The following is a 17733-nucleotide window of genomic DNA, read 5'->3' on the forward strand; positions in this document are numbered from 1 at the left end:
GCTGTGGGCGGGCTTCGAAGGCGACCCATCGGCCGCTGCGGCCGCCGTTCCCGACCAGTGAAGACCGCCATGTGCGCAGATCAGGGGGAGACTGTCGTGACCAGGATGAGCGTCGTGCTCGTTGCGGAGGACGCCTTCGTCCGCAACGGCATCAGATCGATCCTCGGCAACGAGCCATCGGTCAGGATCGCCGGAGAGGCGGCGAACGTCGGCCAGGCGTGCCGGCTCGGCAGCCAGCTCGAACCGGGGCTCTTCGTCGTCGACATGCCGGCGGTCACGGACCGGGACACCCTCCTCGGGCAGGTCCGGCGGCTGGCCGCGTCGGGGCAGGGCGGCTCGGCCTCGGTGCTCGTCCTCGGCTCCGACCTGCGCCGGATGGACCTGGACGTGCTCCGGCTCGGCGGCTGCGCGATCATCCGGCGGCAGGTCGCGGCCGGCGAACTCGCCCCGGCGGTCCGGCTGTTGGCGTCCGGCTACCTGCCGGTCGAACAGTCGCTGGTGCAGCAGCTCGCACACACCGCACCGCGGCTCGGCGCGGTGCCGACGCTCACCGAACGCGAGCAGGAGGTCCTCCACCTGCTCGCCCGGGGGATGTCGAACGCCGAGATCGCCGCCGAGCTGGGCGTCGCCGGGTCCACGGTGAAGTCCCACGTCCAGGAGATCTTCGGCAAGTTGGGCCTGCGCAACCGGGTGCAGGCCGTCATCTACGCGTACGAGTCCCGGGGCGCGGCGCCGGTCGCGGCCCGGAGGATGGGAGCCTGACATGGCCGGCAACTGGCTGCTGCGCCGACCGCGGACGGACCCGGTCGGCCGGCTCTTCTGCTTCCCCTACTCGGGGGTGGGCGCATCGATGTTCAGCCGCTGGCCCGAGGAGATCGACGGCATCGAGGTGTGCCCCGTCCAGCCGCCCGGCCGGGAGAACCGCTCCCGGGAGGCGCACTACGGCAGCTACGAACGGTTCGCCGCCGACCTGGTGGAGTTCCTCCGGCCGTACCTGGACCGGCCGTTCGCCTTCTTCGGGCACTGCGCCGGGGCGCTGCCGGCCTTCGAGACGGCGCTCCGGCTCGCCGAGACCGGGCTGCCCGCGCCCGCCCGGCTCTACGTCTCGGCCCAGGTGGCCCCGCACGACTGCCCGCACGACCGGTACCTCGACCTGGACGAGGAGCAGCTCCGGGGGGAGATGAGCAACCTGGTGACCCTGCGGGGCGGCACCCCGCACCCCGTCCTGATCGACCTCGCCCTCGAGGTCCTGCACGAGGACCTGGAGGTCAACCGGGTCTACCGGCGCCCCGCACCGGTGGCCCTGCCGGGCCCCGTCACGGTGCTGGAGTGGACGGAGGACACCGAGATCAGCCTCGACCAGATGGCCGGCTGGCGGCACTACGCCGAGGCGGTGGAGTACACCGCCCTGCCCGGCGGGCACTTCGACTTCCTGTCGGCGCCGCCCCTGCTGATGAAGACCCTCTCCTTCCTGTGACGGCGCGGCTCAGAGCCAGCCTCGCTCCTTCGCCTGCAGGGGGACCTGGAACCGGGTGGCCGCGCCGAGCCGGGACATCGGTCCGGCCACCTGGGCGCGGTACTTGCGCAGCGGCGTGCCGACCGCCGACTGACCGCCGGCGGGCCCGGCGCCGGGTGGGCGGGCCTCAGCGGCGGGCGGTGCGGCGCGCGGGCGGGGTGATGCGGACCCGGCGGGTGGCGGGTGCCTGCTCGATGTCGTCGAGCTGGGCCGTGACGGTGCTGCGCAGATCGTCGTAGTCCTCGAAGCAGTGGTCGTTGAACAGGGTGTGGCCCGTCCACATCAGGTTGGCGCACACCTGTGCCGGCACCTGTCCGGTCCGGGCGCCCATGCCGACCAGGGCCACCGAGCGGATACTGCCCGGCGCATCGGCGTTCTGCCGGTGCACGGCCTGGAACGCGGCGGCGCAGGCCAGCGCCACGTTGAGCGTCTGGCTCACGTTCTGCGAGGACGCCTCCATCGTCGGCGCCGAGATCAGGAACCTCGGGTTGACCGCACCGGAGGGGACGCAGACCGCGCTGCCGACCGGCAGCCGGCCGCCGAACCCGTCCCGGATCGCCCGCTGCACGCGCAGCTGGATACCGGCGCCGAGGTGACGCTTGATCACCGCGTCGACGCCGCCGTCCATCCGGCCGCGGGAGTTCGTGGGGCTGACCCACGCGTCGACCTGCTCGTCGAGGATGGATCCGCGGTGGATCTCGATCTCGGGGGTGTCGGCGAACGCTGCCCGCCAGGCCTCCACCACCGTGGTGTTGATATCGGTCAGCACGACCCTCAGCGGCGGCTGCAGGCGGTCCTCGGTCATGATCGGGCTCCTCCCCGGCGAACGGTCTTCCGTCGTCCATGAACCTAGGCGGCGGCACCGACAACGCGGCGGGCGTCGGGGGGCACCGCGAGGCCGACGCGGCCCGGTTGTCACTCGCGGCCGATAGGACTGGAGTCGCCGTCGGGGAGCCGACGGACCATCACTCCCATCCGTCCGCACGGATCGACGATTCCGGAGCAGCGCCACCATGACCGAGGCCACCACCCCCGCCCAGCCCGACCCGAACGACCCGCTGGCGCTCGCGGAGCTCTTCACCGGCGGCGGCGAGCCGTGGCTGCCGCTGCTGAAGCCGGTGATCGAGGCGCAGCCCGGCGCTGCCGCGTTCATCGGCCCGGCCCGCGGCCCGGAGGTCGTCCCCGTCCGCGAGCTCACCTTCCAGGCGCTCAAGCCCCATGCGCCGCACAAGTGGAAGGTGGTCGTCTTCGGGCAGAACCCGTACCCGCGGCCGGAGAGCGCCACCGGCATCGCGATGTTCGACAACACCTTCCACGACTGGAAGGACAGCCAGTTCGGCCGGGTCGTCAGCATCCGCTGCATCATCAAGGCCGCGGCGATGTGGAAGTACGGCATCCCGAAGAAGACGCCGATCGCCGACGTGCGGGCGCTGCTGAAGGAGCAGGACACCGTCCAGCCGCCGGAGTGGTTCCAGGCGATGCTGACCCAGGGCGTACTGCTGCTGAACGCCGCCCTGACCGCCAGCAGTGACGGGGCGGTGGGCGCCGACCGGCACACCGCGTTCTGGCGACCGGTCGCCGAGCGGATCGTCGAGGAGATCCTCAAGGCCAAGCAGGACGCCGACGAGGCGGACCGCAGCGTGGTGTTCGCGTGGTGGGGCGCCCACGCGCGGAACCTGAAGAAGGTCGTCCTGGGGCTCCAGAAGAAGTACCCCGGGGTGGAGGTCCGGCACATCGACCATGCCAACCCGGCGGCGCAGGGCGACATCTTCTGCGACGGCGACCACTTCGACATGGTGAACACGGCCCTCGCCTCGATGGGCAGCGACACGGTCGACTGGCTGCCGAGCAAGGGGTGGAACAGCCACCCGGCCGCCGGTGACGGCACGGAGGGCGACGACACCGCGGAGCGGATGGGCGCGTTCATCGCCTCCACCATGGAACTGCACCAGCTGTACCTGGAGCGGCTGGCGAGCGTCAAGGACGAGGGCCTCGAACTCCCGGAGATCACCGGCGTGTTCGACACTCCGCTGATGGGATTCCCGGAGGCGGTCGCTCCGGTGGCCGCACTGCTGCGCGGCCTGGACCGGCACGTGGAGCGGTCGTACGAGTTCGGCAAGCGGCGCGCGGACGAGACGCCGGGCGGTCTGTCCGCCGACGCGGTCGCGGCGCTCTACCTGTACACCTGCGAGTCGGCGTTCTACCGCGAGATCAACGCCGTCCTGCGGTCGCCGGACCGCAGCAGGCTGGTGCCGTACCTGCCCTACCTGCGGCTGCTGTTCTCCGCGGTGTCGCAGCTGCCGGCCCGCACCGAGCCGCTGTGGCGCGGCGTGTCGCTGGACCTGCGCTCGCAGTACCCGCTCGGGCGGACGGTGACCTGGTGGGGCGTCTCCTCCTGTACCTCCGAGCCGGGCGTGGCGCGGGCGTTCCTCGGCAGCCGCGGCAAGCGGACCCTCTTCGAGGTGGTGCCCTCCCGCGCGGTGGGCATCCGCGACTTCTCGGCCTTCACCGGCGAGGAGGAGTTCATCCTGCTGCCGGGCACGCAGCTCCGGGTGACGGAGGTCCGCAACGAGCGCGGCGGCCTGTGCACCGTGCGGCTGACGGAGGTCGAGGAGGGTCCGCTGGTGTCCTGAGCACGACGGCGCGTCTTCGAAGGCGATCGGGCAGTCCCAGGGGCACCGGGGGCACCTCCCGGCCGAAGGCCGGGAGGTGCCCCTACGAGGCATCCGTGCACCTTTGAAGACACGCCGCGGGCTTGGCCACTGCCGGCCGCGTGGCCGTCAGAAGTCGCGGAGCCGGCCGAACGGGACGATGGACGCCCAGGCGCCCTTCTGCACCTTGTAGATCGAGGCGACCTGGTTGTGGGTGTCGCCGAACTCGTCGAAGGACACGTCGCCGGTGACGCCGAAGAAGGAGACGTTCTGCAGCGCGTCCGCGGTGGCCTTGCGCAGTTCGGCCCCGGAGAGCTCCTCGTTCGACTGCCGGGCCTTGGCGACCGCCTGGATCACCGCCCAGGTGGAGTCGTAGCCGTAGGCGCCGAAGGGGCCGGGCTCCTCCTTGTAGCCTGCCGACTTGTAGGCGTCGAGGTAGCCGAAGGCCGAGGCGAGCCCCTCGACGGAGATGCCGGGCTGGCTGGCGAGGTCGCCGTCGGAGGCCGTGCCGGCGGCCTTGATGAACCCGTCGGTGTGCAGTCCGTCGCCGCCGGCCAGCGGCACCTTCACCCCGGCGGCCTTGAGTGCCGCGCCGAGCGGTCCGCCCTCGGGGTGCTCACCGCCGTAGTAGACGATGTCGGGGTCCTGCGCCGCGACCAGTTGGGCGATCTTGGAGAAGTCGGTGGTGCCCGGCTTCACCGTCGTCCGGTACACCACCTTGCCGCCGACCTCCTCGAAGGCGGTCGCGAACTCGGCGGCCAGGTTGCTGCCGTAGGCCTTGGTGTCGCTGATCACTGCGGCGCGCTGGGCCTTCAGCCGGCTGTGCGCGTAGCGTGCGAGCAGCGGGCCCTGGACGGCGTCGGTGGTGACCGTCCGGAAGTACGTCGGGTACTGGCGCTTCTTGCCGTTGGCTCGGTAGTCGGCGCCCCAGGTCAGCCCGGGTGCGGTGTTGGACGGGGAGACCTCCGCCAGGCCGGCCTGCGCCATCACCGGCGCCATCACGATCGCGCCCGAAGAGGTCAGCGGGCCGACCACGCCCATCACCCGCGGATCGGCGGCGAAGGCCTCGCCGTTGGCCTTGGCCTTCTGCTCGTCCGCCTCGTCGTCCTTCGCATCGAGCACGAACTTCACACCCGGGACGATGTTCTTGGCGTTGGCCTTGGCGATCGCGAGCTCGGCGGAGTTCCGGATACCGAGCCCGAGGTCGGCGAGTTTGCCGGTCAGCGGACCGTCGACGCCGATCACGACCGTGACGGTCGACCCGGATCCGAGTACACCGGAGGAACAACCCGACAGCAGCACGGCGCAGACCACACCCAGGGCGGAAGCCCTGGGCCTCGAGAATCCGGTCACTGGCACATCCCTTGCTGAGTGGGTTTGCTCATGGGACGCCGGACCGCGCCGACCGGGGCCGCTGGTGACGGCACGGCGCGCAGGGAGGGGCGACGGCTGTCCGGGCCCATGAAATCCGCACGGGGCACGGCAGTCGGCGCCTCTGTGGACGGTCCGGCGAGGGACGGCGGCCCGGCTGCCGGCGGCACTGCCGACATGTCCGGATCACCGACCGGCGTCCATGGGGCGCGACCCTATGGTCTGCCACCGGGACCGTCAACGGGTTCGTCCGAACACAACCGGTAACGGCAAGACACCCGCCGAGCTGCCGGATTGGCTCGGGCGGCCTGCCGAGGGGCCCCACTACCGGCCGGTACGACCGACCGGTAGGGTGCCGCGGGGCCCTGGCCGGAATCCGGACGCGTCCGGTCGGTGTCAGCCCGCCACGGGCCGCTGCGGCACCGGGGCCGGGCGTTCGGCGTCCGCCCGTTCGCGTGCGTAGAGTTGGGCGAGCAACGGGATCTCGTACAGGGCTGCGTGCGCGGTGACATCGCCCAGTCGGCAGTGCAGGACGGAGACCTCGATCATGCTGTCCAGGACCCGGCGGGCGACCTCCTCGCCGCAGCCGAGCACGGACATCGCCTCGGTCAGCGTGAACAGCGGGCGGGGCAGCCGGCCGAACGCACAGAGCACCGCGCGGACGACGGCGGGCAGTCCGGCCCACCAGACGGCGAGTTGGCGGCGCACGGCGAGGTCACCGGCAGCCAGTTCGTCCAGCAGGGCGGGGCTGCGCTCCAGCCGGGCCGCGTACTCGGCGGCCGAAAGCTGGTGCAGCACGGCCAGTTTGGTGCCGCAGACGCGGACGGCGAGCGGCAGCCGGCCGACGCCGTCGACGATCCGTTCGGCGGCCTGGCGGTCGGCGCGGATGCGGCCGTCGCCGACGATCCGGTCGAGCAGGCCGACGGCCTCGTCCGAGGCGAAGGGCTCGAGTTCCAGCCGCTGGACGGGGCCGAGCCCGGCCAGCCGCGTCCGGCTGGTGACCAGGACGGCGCTCGGCCCGGAGCCGGGCAGCAACTGGCGGATGACGCCCTCGTCGGGGGCGTCGTCCAGGACGAGCAGCAGGCCGCGGCCGGCCAGCCAGGACCGCCAGAGCGCCGCAGCCTCCTCCTCGTCCTCCGGGACGGACCCCGTCAGGCCGGTGGCACGGCAGAGTTCGGCGAGCAGCGAGGCGGGGTGACGGGGTGTGCCGTCGGCTCGCCGGAGGCGGACGGTGAGGCAGCCGTCCGGGAAGCCGCCGGCCAGGCGGTGCGCGACGTGTACCGCGAGGGCGGTCTTGCCGACGCCGACCGGGCCGCTGACCACCACCCGTCGGCCCTCGCCGGCGAGCAGGGCGGTGAGGCGGGAGACCTCCTCGCGGCGGCCGGTGAAGTCCGGCAGGTCGGCGGGCAGCACGGTCTGCGGGGTCCGCGGCGGGGCGCCTGCGACGGACGTCCGGGGCACGGGTCCGGCCGGGCCCTGACCGTCCAGCATGCCGCGGTAGAGGCTCTCCAGGGCCGGGCCGACCCGCAGGCCGAGTTGGCGGGCGAGGTGCTGGCGGAGGTCGTCGTAGACGGCGAGGGCGGCGCTCTGCCGGCCGGAGCGGAAGAGGGCGCTCATCTGGGCGGCGCAGAGCCGCTCCCGCATCGGGTGTTCGGCGACCGCCTCGGCCAGTGCCTCGGCGACGGCGGGCGCGTGGCCGAGGTCGAGTTCGGCCTCGGCCCAGTCCTCCAGGACGGCGAGCCTGCGCAGTTCGCGCCGTTCGGCCCGGTCGCGCAGCAGCTCCGAGTGGCCGAGGTCGGCGAGGAACGGTCCGCTCCACAGGTCGAGTGCCTCGCGCAGCAGGGCGGCGCCGTGCGCTCCGGCGCCGAGCCGGATCGCCGACTGCCCTGCGCGGGCGAGCTCTTCGAAGCGCAGCACGTCGACCTCGCCGGGCCCGACGCGCAGTTGGTAGCCGGTGTGGTGGTGCACGATCCGTTCGCCGTCGGTGGCCTCGCCGAGCAGTTTGCGCAGGGTGGAGACGTACGCCTGCAGGTTCTTGCGGGCGGAGCGCGGCGGTTCGTCGCCCCAGACCGCCTCGGTGAGCAGGTCGACGGAGACGGCCGCGTTGGGATGGCAGAGCAGGGCCCCGAGGACGAGCCGCTGTTTGACGGGGCCGAGCGGCAGCGGCCGTCCGCCGGTCTCGACGAGGAGTTCGCCGAGCACCCGGAAGCGGAGGTCGGCCGTGGCCGGGCGGTCGGCGGCGGCGGACAGGTGGTCCGGCGTCACGTGTGCTCCTTCGGGAGTGGGTGCGGGCAGGAGCGGTAGCGGGCCGTGCGGCGGGAAGGGCGCGGCAGCGCTGCGGGCGACGGCACAAGGGGCGCCGGGGGCCTCATGGGTGCCCGTTCGCCCTCCGAGGCGCGCCCCTACGGCCAGCGGGCATCGGTGCGCGGCTCGAACTCGGCGAGCACTTCGCGGGCGCGGCGCAGGTGCACGCGGTGGCGGGCGGCCCGGACGAGGAGGGCGATCCCGACGGCGACCGGCAGGGCCGCCGCCAGCAGGGCGCGCGGCAGGGGGCGCAGACGCTTCATCGGGTTCGGTCCGTCCGTTCAGTGGCCCCAGGCGGTGTCCATCGGGTCCTGCGGGTCCTGCGGGTCGCCGCCGAGGACGCCACCGGTGCCGTGGCCGCCGTGGACGGGCGTGGTGGTGGGGGCGGGCGTGGCCGGGGCGGCCACGGCCGGGGTGGGGGTGCCGCCCGCGGCGGCCGCCTGTACGGCGAGGGCGGGAAGTCCGAGCAGGGCGAGGCCGGCGGCGACGACGGTGGAAACGGCCAGCGTGCGGGCGCGGTTCATCGGTTCCCCTTGGTGTGTGGAGTGCGGCTCGTCCGGTGTGGGCCGGACGGCTTCGACACCTGGAAGCCTGCCGTTCCGCCGGGGGCGGGCCAAGGGGTGACGGGCTGCAGCTTGCTGCATGCAGCAAGCCACCCCGTAGGACGAATCGGGCGGATCCACCGCCGACCCGGCATAGTTACCGACTAGTAGGTCTTCTCGACGGGCAGCCCGGTGTGGGCGGCGAGGAAGGCGAGACTGTCGGCGAGCAGGTCGACGGTGGCACCGATCCCCCGCTCACCGTGCCCGAGGCCGAACTCCTGGCGCAGCAGGACCGGGCCCGGCCCGCTGCTCGCCGCCTGCAGCGCGGCGGCCGTCTTGCGGGCGTGCAGCGGGTCGACCCGGGTGTCGCCGTCCGCGACGCCGAGCAGCACGGCCGGGTAGCGGACCCCGTCGCGGACCCGGTGGTAGGGCGAGTAGCCGTGCAGCACGGCGAGTTGGTCGGGGTCGGCGGCGGTGCCGTACTCCTGCGACCAGCTCGGGCCCATCCCGGAGAGCTCGTAGCGCACCATGTCGAGCAGCGGTGCCACGGCGACCACGGCGGCGTACCGGTCGGGTCTGCGGGTGAGCGCGGCGGCCACGGTGAGGCCGCCGTTGGAGCTGCCGATCAGGGCGAGCCCGCCGGGGGCCGTCCAGCCCTCCGCGACCAGGTGTTCGGCGGCGGCGTCCAGGTCGTCGAAGGTGTTGTGCTTGAGCTCGCGCCGCCCGGCCCGGTGCCACTGCTCGCCCTCCTCGCCGCCGCCGCGCAGGCAGGCGAAGGCGTAGACGCCGCCGGCCCGCACCCACGCCAGTGCCTGGACGGCGAAGCCGGGCAGCACCGATGCGCCGAAGCCGCCGTAGCCGCTCAGCACCGTCGGCCGGGGGCGGTCGGGCCGGCCGGTCGGCGAGACCACGAACATCCGCACGGGGGTGCCGTCGTGGGACGTGTAGACGAGCTGCCGGACCTGCGCTCCGCCGGTGTCGGGCGCCCCCTCGGGCGCGGCCCACAGCGCGGTGGTTCCCGTCGCCGCGTCGTGGCAGAGGACCTGATTGGGCGTCACGTGGTCGGTGTAGCCGAACCAGAGGCGGGTGCCGCCGTCCGGGTCGGTGCGCAGCGGCCCGACCGCGCCGGCGCCCGGCAGCGCCGCCCGGCCGTGCGGGGCGCCGTCGGCCGCGTCGTACAGGGTGACCTCGGCGACGCCGTGCCTCGTCCGGGTGACGGCCAGCAGGGTGCGGCCGGGCCCGGGCCCGTCCAGCACGGCCAGGTCCTCCAGCACCGCCTGCGGGTCCTCGGGCAGCAGCACCGTGCGCTCGTCGGGGCGGGCCGGGTCTGCGGTCTCGATCCGGCCGCGGGGGGCGCCGTCGCGGGTGAGCAGGTAGAGCCGGCCGCGCCGGACGGTGGCGGTGGTGCGGGCGTCGGGGGCGAGCCGGAGGGTGACGAACCGCGGCCGTTCCGGTCCGGTCGCGGCGAGGTCGGCGAGCCGGACCTCGGTGCCGGGCGAGGCGCCGGCGGTGGCGGTGACGATCAGCCAGCGGCCGTCCTCGCTGGCGGAGACGGCGTAGAACTGGCGCGGGTCACGGCCCTCGCCGAACACCGGGACGTCCTCGGCCGGGTCGGTGCCGACCCGGTGCAGCCAGACCCGGCGGTGGTAGCGCTCCTCCCCCGGGTGCAGCTCGGGCGGCAGCCGCCGCACGTAGTAGAAGGCCCCGCCTCCGGGCAGCCAGGCGATCGCCGAGCGGCGCAGCCGGTCGACCGGCCCGTCCAGGACGGCGCCGGTGGCGACGTCCAGCACCTGCAGCACGGAGTCCTCGGTGCCGCCGGTGGAGGTCTGCACGGCGATCCGGGTGCCCTCCCGGGACGGCGCCCAGGCGTCCAGCACGGTGCCGCCGGACGGGTCGAGGGCGAGCGGGTCGAGCAGGGTGCGCTCGACGCCGCCCTCGGTGACCACCAGGGCCGGGCGGTCGGCGCCGGGCCGGCCGCGGGTGTGGAACCGCCGTCCGCCGCAGGTGATGGGGGCGCTGACCGAGCCGGTGTCCAGCAGGCCGGTGAGGGTGCGGCGCAGCTCCGCCAGGCCGGGCCAGGCGGCCCGGTGTGCGCGGAACAGCTCCTCCTGCGCGCGGCACCAGGCGACCGTCGCGGGGGCGGCGGCGTCCTCCAGCTCCCGGTACGGGTCGGCGATCCGCAGGCCGTGCAACTCCTCGACCAGCTCCCGCCGCGGCGCGGTCGGGTACGCGGGAAATGCGGTCACGGCGGCTTCCTTGGTCGTGGGGGTATCCACAATGGGGGCGGGGGGGGAACTGCGCAGTCCGGGGTGGGCATGTCGACGGCACGGGGTAAGCCCTGATCCGTACGGAGGCCCGCATCCGCACTGCGCAGTTCTCCCCCGGCCTTCGGCCGGGAGGTGCCCCCACGCGCCCCTGAAGGGATCGCCGTTTCAGGCGGCGACGGCGCTGCTCCCGTCGGGGGCGGGCTCCGCGGCGGGCTCCTGGCGCGGGGCACCGAGACCGGACTCGCGGAGCATCGGGACGGCGGCCACCGCCGTGGTGGCGGCGATCAGGACGGCGAGCAGCAGCCAGGTCTGCGGGATGCCGAAGCCCTCCAGGGCGATGCCGGTGAGGGCGGGGCCGACGGCGGCGAGCCCGGCGATCAGCAGGTCGGCGGCGGTGCTGACCCGGCCGAGCAGGTGCCGCGGGGACTGGCTGATCAACGCCTGGCCGACCACGATGCCGGCGGGCGGGGTGAGCAGGATCAGCAGGACGAGCAGCGGTCCGACCACCCAGGGCCGGGCGGTGACCGCGATCACGGCCGTGCCGGCGGCCCACACCGTGCCGATGACCAGGAAGAGCTGGCCCGGCCGGAGCACCTTGAGGACGCGTGGTGCGGCGAGCGACCCGAGCACGGCGCCGACGCCGGCGCAGGCGAGCACGGTGCCGATCGCGGTGCCGCCGCTGCCGCCGTCCCGGAGGGTGACGACCATCGCGACCTCGGAGGCGGCGCCGACCAGGTTGAGCAGGGCGCCGAAGAGCAGCGCCCGCAGCAGGGCCGGCTGCCGCAGCAGCCAGCGCAGGCCGGCGGTGGGGCTGTTGTCGGTGCGGGCGCCCGGTTCGGCGGGGGCGGGCCGGGTGGCCATCCGCAGCAGCAGGACGGCGGAGACGGCGTAGGAGGCGGCGTCCGCGGTGAACGGGAGGATCCGGTCGACGGTGAACAGCCAGCCGCCGAGGAAAGGGCCGAGCAGGGAGGCGGCGGCCAGCGCGGCCTGGTCCTTGGCGAGTGCGTCGGAGAGGTGCTCCTCGGCGACGACGTCCCGGACGGCGATGGTGGAGGCGGGGGCGAACACCGCGGTGGCCACGCCCTCGACGACGGCCACGGCGAGCAGCTGCGGGTAGCCGAGCACGCCGAGTCCGGCGGCGGCCGGGACGGAGCCGACGGCGACCAGGCGGACGAGGTCGGCGCCGAGCATCAGCCGCCTGCGGTCGACCCGGTCGGCCAGCTGCCCGGCGGGGATGCGCAGCAGCATCCGGGTCAGCAGTGAGCAGCTGGCCACCAGTCCGGCCTGGGCGGCGCCGCCGCCGAGGGACAGCACGAGCAGCGGGAACGCGATCAGCGACATCTGGGAGCCGAGCGTCGACAGGGCCGAGCCGATCCAGTACCGCCTGAAGTCCCGGTTCGCGCTCAGCACTCCGGGGTCAGCCATCGTCCACCTCCGAGGTTGTGCCGGCGTCAGAGACGGCCGGCCGTGTGCAGCAGGTCGAGCAGGGCCGCGTCGACCTCGTCCTGGAAGACGGCCAGTGCGGCGGCGTTCTCGCCGTGCTGGTACTGGTCGTCGCAGGTGATCCAGCGGCCCTCGGTGCGGTCGGCGGGCAGGTAGCCGTCGGCCAGGGTGCCGACCTCCCAGCCGGGCCGGCCGGCGGTCTCCCAGCAGCTGGAGAGCACGCCGTCGGCGTTGACCACCGCGCCGTAGCGGCCGTCGTGGTGGGTGCAGGCCTGGCAGCCGTCGTTGGGGCGCGGCCGGGTCAGCGCGAAGCCGAGTTCCAGGGCGCGCGCGTGCCAGCGGGTGAAGTCGGCGGCGAGTCCGCTGCCGTAGGCGAGTTCGTTGCCGTACCCGACGCCGACGTCGCCGACCAGGGCGAACTGCAGTCCGCAGCGGGCCGGGTCGAGGCCGGCGGCGAGGCGCTCCAGCAGGGCGTCCATGCCGTGCCGGTTGTGGTGCGAGACGTTGATCCGCAGGTGCCAGCGGATCGACTCGGCGGCGGCCATCGCCCTGGCCACGTTGTGCACGATGGCGTCGAAGGTGCCGCCGCCGGAGCGGCGGATCCGGATCGCGTCGTGCTCCTCGCGGTCGCCGTCGAAGGTGATCTGGACGGACTTCAGGCCGGCGGCGTTGAGCTCCTTGGCGATCAGCGGGGTGAGCATGGTGCCGTTGGAGATCATGCCGGCCTCCACCTCGCCCAACTCGGCCGATCGGTGCAGGAGTTCACGGGCGCCGCGGAAGTTGAGCAGCGGCTCGCCGCCGAACAGCATCACGGCCAGCCGGTCCAGGCCGGCCTCGGCCATCCGCTGCCGGGTGAAGTCGAGGACCTCGCCGATCATCTCGGAGGTCAGCCGGGCGTGCCTGATCCGCGGCGGCCGGTTGCCGCCCTTCGGGTCCTGCCCGGTGTTCTGGAAGCAGTAGCCGCAGCCGAGGTTGCAGTCGGTGCTGGTGAGCACCGTCAGCGAGTAGGAGCGGAAGGCCTTGGCGTCGAGCATCCCGGCCTCCCGCAGCCGCTGCTCGGCCGCGGGTACGAGGCCGCCGTCCGGGCCGACCTGGCCGGGGCCGAGCCGGGCGACGCCCCCGTCGCCGAGGAACCACCAGCCGGCGTCGGCCCTGCGGAGCAGGCGGTACCGGTCGGAGCGGAGGGCGGGCTGGGTTGCGGGCACGGTGACCTCCATGGGCCTGGGAAGGGGGACGGGGCCCGCCGGACGGCGGGCCCCGTTGGCCGGGTCGATCAGTTCGCGGTGCCGGTGTTGATGATGCACCAGGGGGTGTCCTCGGCGTCCGCGCTGTGGGCGACGACCTCGACGTCCTCGTCGTCGAGCTTGGTGGTGCCGGTGTTGATGACGCACCACGGCGTGTCCTCGGTGTCACCGCTGTGCGCCACGACCTCGACGTCCTCGTCGACGTTGGTCTTGCCGGTGTTGATGACGCACCAGGGGGTGTCCTCGGCGTCGCCGCTGTGCGCCACGACCTCGACGTCCTCGTCGCGGGTGGGCTCGGTGTTCTCGGCCATGGTGGTCTCCAGTCCTGGTTCGGCGGGCGGGCCCGATCGGCACGCCCGGCTCGGTGCTGCGGCCGGCGTTCCGTCCGCCGGCACCGAGAAAGCTAGGAACGGCCGGCACGGCGACGGTTCAGCCGCGGTACAGGACGGTCCTGGCGCAGGTCGGCGCCGGTTGCGGGCAACCGCAGGCGGCTGCGGCGGTCCGTCCGGGCCGCCCCGCACCGGCCGCGGCCTGCGGATGTACCGGATCCGGGGCGCCGCAGAACCGGCTGCCGACCGCGGGCGGGCACCGTGGCGGGGACGGCCCAGCTGCGGGAAGAGGTGGACGATGGACCTGGCCGAACTCGTGGGCCTGCGCCCGACGCCCTGCGCCGGCCTGCTGCTGACGCTGACCCGCCGCTGCCCGCTCAGCTGCGCGCACTGCTCGACCGCCTCCGACATGCGGGGCACCGACCGGCCCGGGGACGGACTGCTGCGCCTCGTACGGTCGTTCACCGCCACCGACCGGCCGGAGCTGGTGCTGCTGACGGGCGGCGAGCCGCTGCTGCGGCCCGAGCTCGTCGCCCGACTCGCCGACGCCGCACGGGTGTCCGGAGCGCGGACGGCGGTGCTCAGCGGGATGTTCTTCGCCCGCGGCGGCCGCGTCCCGGACAGGATCGCGGCGGCGATCGGCCGGGTCGACCACTTCTCCGCCAGCCTGGACGCCTTCCACGAACGGGAGGTGCCGCGCGCGGACGTGTTCGCCGCACTGCGTGCCGTGCTGGACGGCGGTGTGCCGGTGAGTCTGCACCTGACCGGCGGCGGCCCCGAGGACCCGTACCTCGCCGAGGTCACCGGGCAGGTCCGCCGCGTCTTCGGCGACGCCGTGCCGATGCTCGTCAACGAGGTGCGGGCGGTCGGCCGGGCGGCACGCTGGGCGGCCCCGCAGTCGGCGCCCGGCCCGGACGGCCGGCCGGTGCCCTGCGCGATGGCCGCCTGGCCGGTGGTCGCCGCCGACGGCGCCGTGCTCGCCTGCTGCAACCAGCAGGTGGTGGACCGGCGCCCCGTCCCCGCGCACCTGCTGCTCGGCCACACCGACCGCGACGACTGGGCCGCCGTGCGGCGCCGGGCGCTGACCGCGCCGGTGCTGCGGATGGTCCGCGCGGTCGGCGCCCCGCACCTGTACGCCCGCTTCGGCACGGCGGCCGACTGCACCGGCCCCTGCGCCGGCTGCCGCGCCCTGCCGGACCACCCGGCGGTGTACGCGGGCGCCGCCCGGACGGGTGCCGGACCGATCGGCGAACTGCTCGACCTGCAGGCCGCACGCACCCAGGCCGCGGCCGGACCGGCCGCGCTGGTCCGGCGCTTCGGCAGCGCCGCCTGGGCCGACCTGGTCACCCTCGGCACCGCACCACCGCGGCCCCCGCACGGCCCCGGCCCGCTCCCGCTCGGGGAGGCCGGATGAGCGCCGCACCCGCGCGGCCGATCCCCTGCCGCACCCGGGCCCGCCGCACTCGCCCGCACCCGGCCACGCCCTTCCCCGCCCGCACGCCGGCCCCGCTCCCGTTCGGAGAAGCCCGATGACCTCCGCACCGCCCTCCCGCAGCACCGCCCTCCGGCTGACCCTCGACCTGGCCGCCCTGCCGCTGCGGGCCGCGACCTCGGCGCTGTGGCAGCCGGACGGTCTGGGCGGGCGCTACGCCGCCTACCTGCGGGCGATGCACGCGGTGGTGCGGGCCTCCGTGCCGCTGATGGAGCTCGCCGCGCGGCGCTGCGCCGGGGCCGGGCCCGAGGACCGGGTCGCGGGGCCGCTCGGCGCCTACCTGGAGCGCCACATCGAGGAGGAGCGCGGCCACGACGACTGGCTGCTCGAGGACCTGGCGGCCGCCGGTGCGGCGCCCGACGCGGGCCCGCCGCCGGTGGCCGCGGCCCGGCTGGTCGGCCCGCAGTACTACTGGATCGAACACGTCCACCCGGTCGCGCTGCTCGGCTACATGACGGTGCTGGAGGGCCATGCGCCCGCGCCGTGGCTGGCCGGCCGGCTCGCCGCGGACACCGGCCTGCCGGCCGCGGCCTTCCGCACCGTGCACGACCACGCCGTGCTCGACACCGGCCACCGGGCCGACCTGGACGCCCTACTGGACGGCCTGCCGCTGGACGTCCGGCAGGAGAGCGCGGTGACCGTGAGCGCCCTGCACACCGTCACCGCCACCACCCATCTGTTCCGTTCGCTGGCCCACCCCGGCCCGTCCTCAGGAGAACGCGCATGAATCCCGCCGACGACCCCGTGCTCACCGCCCTCGCCGCGGCCGGTTTCCCCGTCGACACCTTCACCGAGGAGCAGCTGGGGGTGTTCCGCACGCTCGGCCCGGAGGAGCTGGCACTGCTGCTCGACCTCAAGGCGCGCCTCGACGAGGTCGAGCCGGAGGTGCAGGCGCACACCACGGTGGCCGGCGGAGCACTGTTCTGACGGCACATCACCTTTTCGGAGAGGAGGCCGCTGTGGCCTGCCCCAGCTGCGCGGGCGAGCCGCCCGCCGGTGCCCGTTTCTGCCCGCACTGCGGCGCCGCGCTCGCCGCGCCGGACGTGCCCACGGCCCGTTCGGACGAGCGCCGGATGGTCAGCGTGCTCTTCTGCGACCTGGTCGGCTCGACCGCGCTCTCCGGCCGGCTCGACCCGGAGGCGCTGCGCTCGGTGACCCTTCGGTACTTCGAGCTGATGACGGAACGGATCGAGGCGCACGGCGGCCGGGTCGAGAAGTTCATCGGCGACGCGGTGATGGCCGTGTTCGGCATCCCGGTGATGCACGAGGACGACGCCCGCCGGGCGGCCGCCGCCGCCCTCGACATGGTCGAGGCGCTCGCCGGGCTGAACGACGGGCTCGCCGCTCTCGGGGTCCGGCTGAACGTCCGGATCGGCGTCAACACGGGTGAGGCGGTGGCCAGTACGGACGCCTCCGCCCGGCAGGCGCTGGTCTCCGGCGAGGTGGTGAACGTGGCCGCCCGGCTGGAGCAGAACGCCGCCGCCGGCGAGATCCTGATCGGCCCGGACACCCTGCGGGCGATCGGCCCGAACGCGGCGCTGACCGAGCCGGCCGGCCCGCTCGCCCTCAAGGGCAAGACCGAGCGGGTGCCCGCGCACCGGCTGCTGGCCCTGCACGGCGACGCCCCGGAGCTGCTCCGCCGCTTCGACACCCCGTTCGTCGGCCGGGAGTCCGAACTTCGGTTGCTGAACGAGACATTGGCACGCACCGTGGAGGGCGGCGCCCGGCTGCTCACCGTGCACGGCGAGGCCGGACTCGGCAAGACCCGGCTGGTCCGCGAGTGGCTGGCCCGCGGCGGCGTGCGGCACGGCGCCGGCCGCTGCCGCCCGTACGGCGACCGGGGCAGCCTCGCCCCGCTCGCCGACGCGCTCCGGCCGCTGCTCGCCGGCGCCGGACACCCGCTCCCCGCCGAGTCCTTGCGGCTGCTGGAGGCCGGCCTGCTGCGCGACGGCACCCCCGACCCGTCGGTGGAGGAGACCTGCGCCGCGCTGGCCGCCGTGCTCGGCGCGCTGGCCGGAACGGACGGGCTGGTCCTGGTCGTCGACGACTTCCACTGGGCCGGTGCGCTGCTGCGCGCCGTACTGCGCCGGCTCGCCGACGACCTCGCGGCGCAGCCCGTGCTGCTGCTCTGCCCGGGCCGGCCGGAACTCCTCGACCAGGACCAGGAGTGGGCGCGCCGATCGGCGGCCGTCGCGCTCGGTGGGCTGTCCGAGGAGGACTGTGCCCGGCTGGCCGCCGGGCTGGTCGAGGTCGCCGGGCACGGCGCCGAGGCGGGTGCGGCGCTGCTGGAGCGCGCGGAGGGCAATCCGCTGCATCTGGAGCAGCTGCTGGCGATGGCCGCGGACGGGCACGGCGCGGGCGGGCTGCCGCCCACCGTGCAGGCGCTGCTCGGCGCCCGGATCGACGCGCTCGCGCCGCCCGAGCGGACGACCCTCGCGCTGGCCTCGGTGGTCGGCCGGGACTTCCGTGCCGAGGAGGTCGCCGGCCTCGCCCGCGGCGGGCCGGAGAGCGGCCCCGGCGGCGAGCTGCGGCCGGGCCCGGCCGACCCGGACCCGGTGCTGCCCGCTCTGCACC

16 protein-coding genes are annotated in these 17733 nt (G+C 74.8%); 7 read left to right on the plus strand and 9 right to left on the minus strand.

What is annotated here, in order from left to right:
• The first annotated feature begins 105 nt into the window (after positions 1-105).
• Positions 106-762, plus strand: coding sequence for a LuxR C-terminal-related transcriptional regulator (locus tag KSNIM_RS05870; RefSeq protein ID WP_263107846.1), 657 nt, complete (start codon positions 106-108; stop codon positions 760-762).
• A gap of 1 nt (position 763) precedes the next feature.
• Positions 764-1477, plus strand: a complete 714-nt coding sequence (locus tag KSNIM_RS05875; RefSeq protein ID WP_263102151.1) for a thioesterase II family protein — start codon at positions 764-766, stop codon at positions 1475-1477.
• 166 nt (positions 1478-1643) lie between these two features.
• Here the strand turns inward: KSNIM_RS05875 and KSNIM_RS05880 are convergent, their stop codons facing one another.
• Positions 1644-2321 (minus strand): macro domain-containing protein, encoded by a 678-nt coding sequence (locus tag KSNIM_RS05880; RefSeq protein ID WP_263102152.1) that lies wholly within the window; start codon positions 2319-2321, stop codon positions 1644-1646.
• A gap of 208 nt (positions 2322-2529) precedes the next feature.
• Between KSNIM_RS05880 and KSNIM_RS05885 the strand changes: the two genes are divergently transcribed.
• A complete protein-coding gene (locus KSNIM_RS05885) occupies positions 2530-4149 on the plus strand; it encodes an ADP-ribosyltransferase domain-containing protein (protein ID WP_263102153.1) in 1620 nt (539 codons plus the stop codon).
• A gap of 147 nt (positions 4150-4296) precedes the next feature.
• Here KSNIM_RS05885 and KSNIM_RS05890 read toward each other — a convergent pair whose 3' ends face one another.
• The 8 genes from KSNIM_RS05890 to KSNIM_RS05925 all read right to left on the minus strand — a co-directional run bounded on the left by KSNIM_RS05890 (position 4297) and on the right by KSNIM_RS05925 (position 13649).
• Positions 4297-5412 carry a branched-chain amino acid ABC transporter substrate-binding protein gene (locus KSNIM_RS05890; RefSeq protein ID WP_263102154.1) on the minus strand — a complete coding sequence of 372 codons (1116 nt, stop codon included), beginning with the start codon at positions 5410-5412 and terminating at the stop codon, positions 4297-4299.
• Between the two features lie 522 nt (positions 5413-5934).
• Positions 5935-7803: an AfsR/SARP family transcriptional regulator gene (locus KSNIM_RS05895; protein ID WP_263102155.1), complete on the minus strand. Its 1869-nt coding sequence runs from the start codon at positions 7801-7803 to the stop codon at positions 5935-5937.
• Between the two features lie 137 nt (positions 7804-7940).
• Entirely contained in the window at positions 7941-8105 is a 165-nt protein-coding gene (locus KSNIM_RS05900) for a hypothetical protein (RefSeq protein ID WP_263102156.1), read from the minus strand.
• A gap of 18 nt (positions 8106-8123) precedes the next feature.
• Entirely contained in the window at positions 8124-8366 is a 243-nt protein-coding gene (locus tag KSNIM_RS05905) for a hypothetical protein (RefSeq protein WP_263102157.1), read from the minus strand.
• Positions 8367-8548: 182 nt separating this feature from the next.
• Positions 8549-10630 carry a prolyl oligopeptidase family serine peptidase gene (locus KSNIM_RS05910; RefSeq protein ID WP_263102158.1) on the minus strand — a complete coding sequence of 694 codons (2082 nt, stop codon included), beginning with the start codon at positions 10628-10630 and terminating at the stop codon, positions 8549-8551.
• Between the two features lie 186 nt (positions 10631-10816).
• On the minus strand, positions 10817-12076 hold the full coding sequence (locus KSNIM_RS05915) for an MFS transporter (RefSeq protein ID WP_263102159.1): 1260 nt from the start codon (positions 12074-12076) through the stop codon (positions 10817-10819).
• A 26-nt stretch (positions 12077-12102) separates the two neighbouring features.
• Complete coding sequence (locus KSNIM_RS05920; RefSeq protein ID WP_263102160.1) at positions 12103-13299, minus strand: radical SAM protein; 1197 nt, start codon at positions 13297-13299, stop codon at positions 12103-12105.
• 68 nt (positions 13300-13367) lie between these two features.
• Positions 13368-13649 carry a hypothetical protein gene (locus KSNIM_RS05925; protein ID WP_263102161.1) on the minus strand — a complete coding sequence of 94 codons (282 nt, stop codon included), beginning with the start codon at positions 13647-13649 and terminating at the stop codon, positions 13368-13370.
• Positions 13650-13965: 316 nt separating this feature from the next.
• On the opposite strand from KSNIM_RS05925, the gene KSNIM_RS05930 reads away from it, so the two are divergent.
• The 4 genes from KSNIM_RS05930 to KSNIM_RS05945 form a co-directional block, all read left to right on the plus strand.
• A complete protein-coding gene (locus tag KSNIM_RS05930; protein WP_263102162.1) occupies positions 13966-15081 on the plus strand; it encodes a radical SAM protein in 1116 nt (371 codons plus the stop codon).
• Positions 15082-15196: 115 nt separating this feature from the next.
• Positions 15197-15886 carry an iron-containing redox enzyme family protein gene (locus KSNIM_RS05935; protein ID WP_263102163.1) on the plus strand — a complete coding sequence of 230 codons (690 nt, stop codon included), beginning with the start codon at positions 15197-15199 and terminating at the stop codon, positions 15884-15886.
• Positions 15883-16086, plus strand: coding sequence for an aroma-sacti cluster domain-containing protein (locus KSNIM_RS05940; protein ID WP_263102164.1), 204 nt, complete (start codon positions 15883-15885; stop codon positions 16084-16086). The genes KSNIM_RS05935 and KSNIM_RS05940 overlap by 4 nt, the downstream gene beginning before the upstream one ends.
• Positions 16087-16118: 32 nt before the next feature.
• The coding region (locus KSNIM_RS05945; RefSeq protein WP_263102165.1) for an adenylate/guanylate cyclase domain-containing protein at positions 16119-17733 on the plus strand (1615 nt) is incomplete at its 3' end.

The sequence above is a fragment of the Kitasatospora sp. DSM 101779 genome, from assembly GCF_025655475.1.
In the GTDB taxonomy this organism is placed as follows: Bacteria; Actinomycetota; Actinomycetes; order Streptomycetales; family Streptomycetaceae; genus Kitasatospora.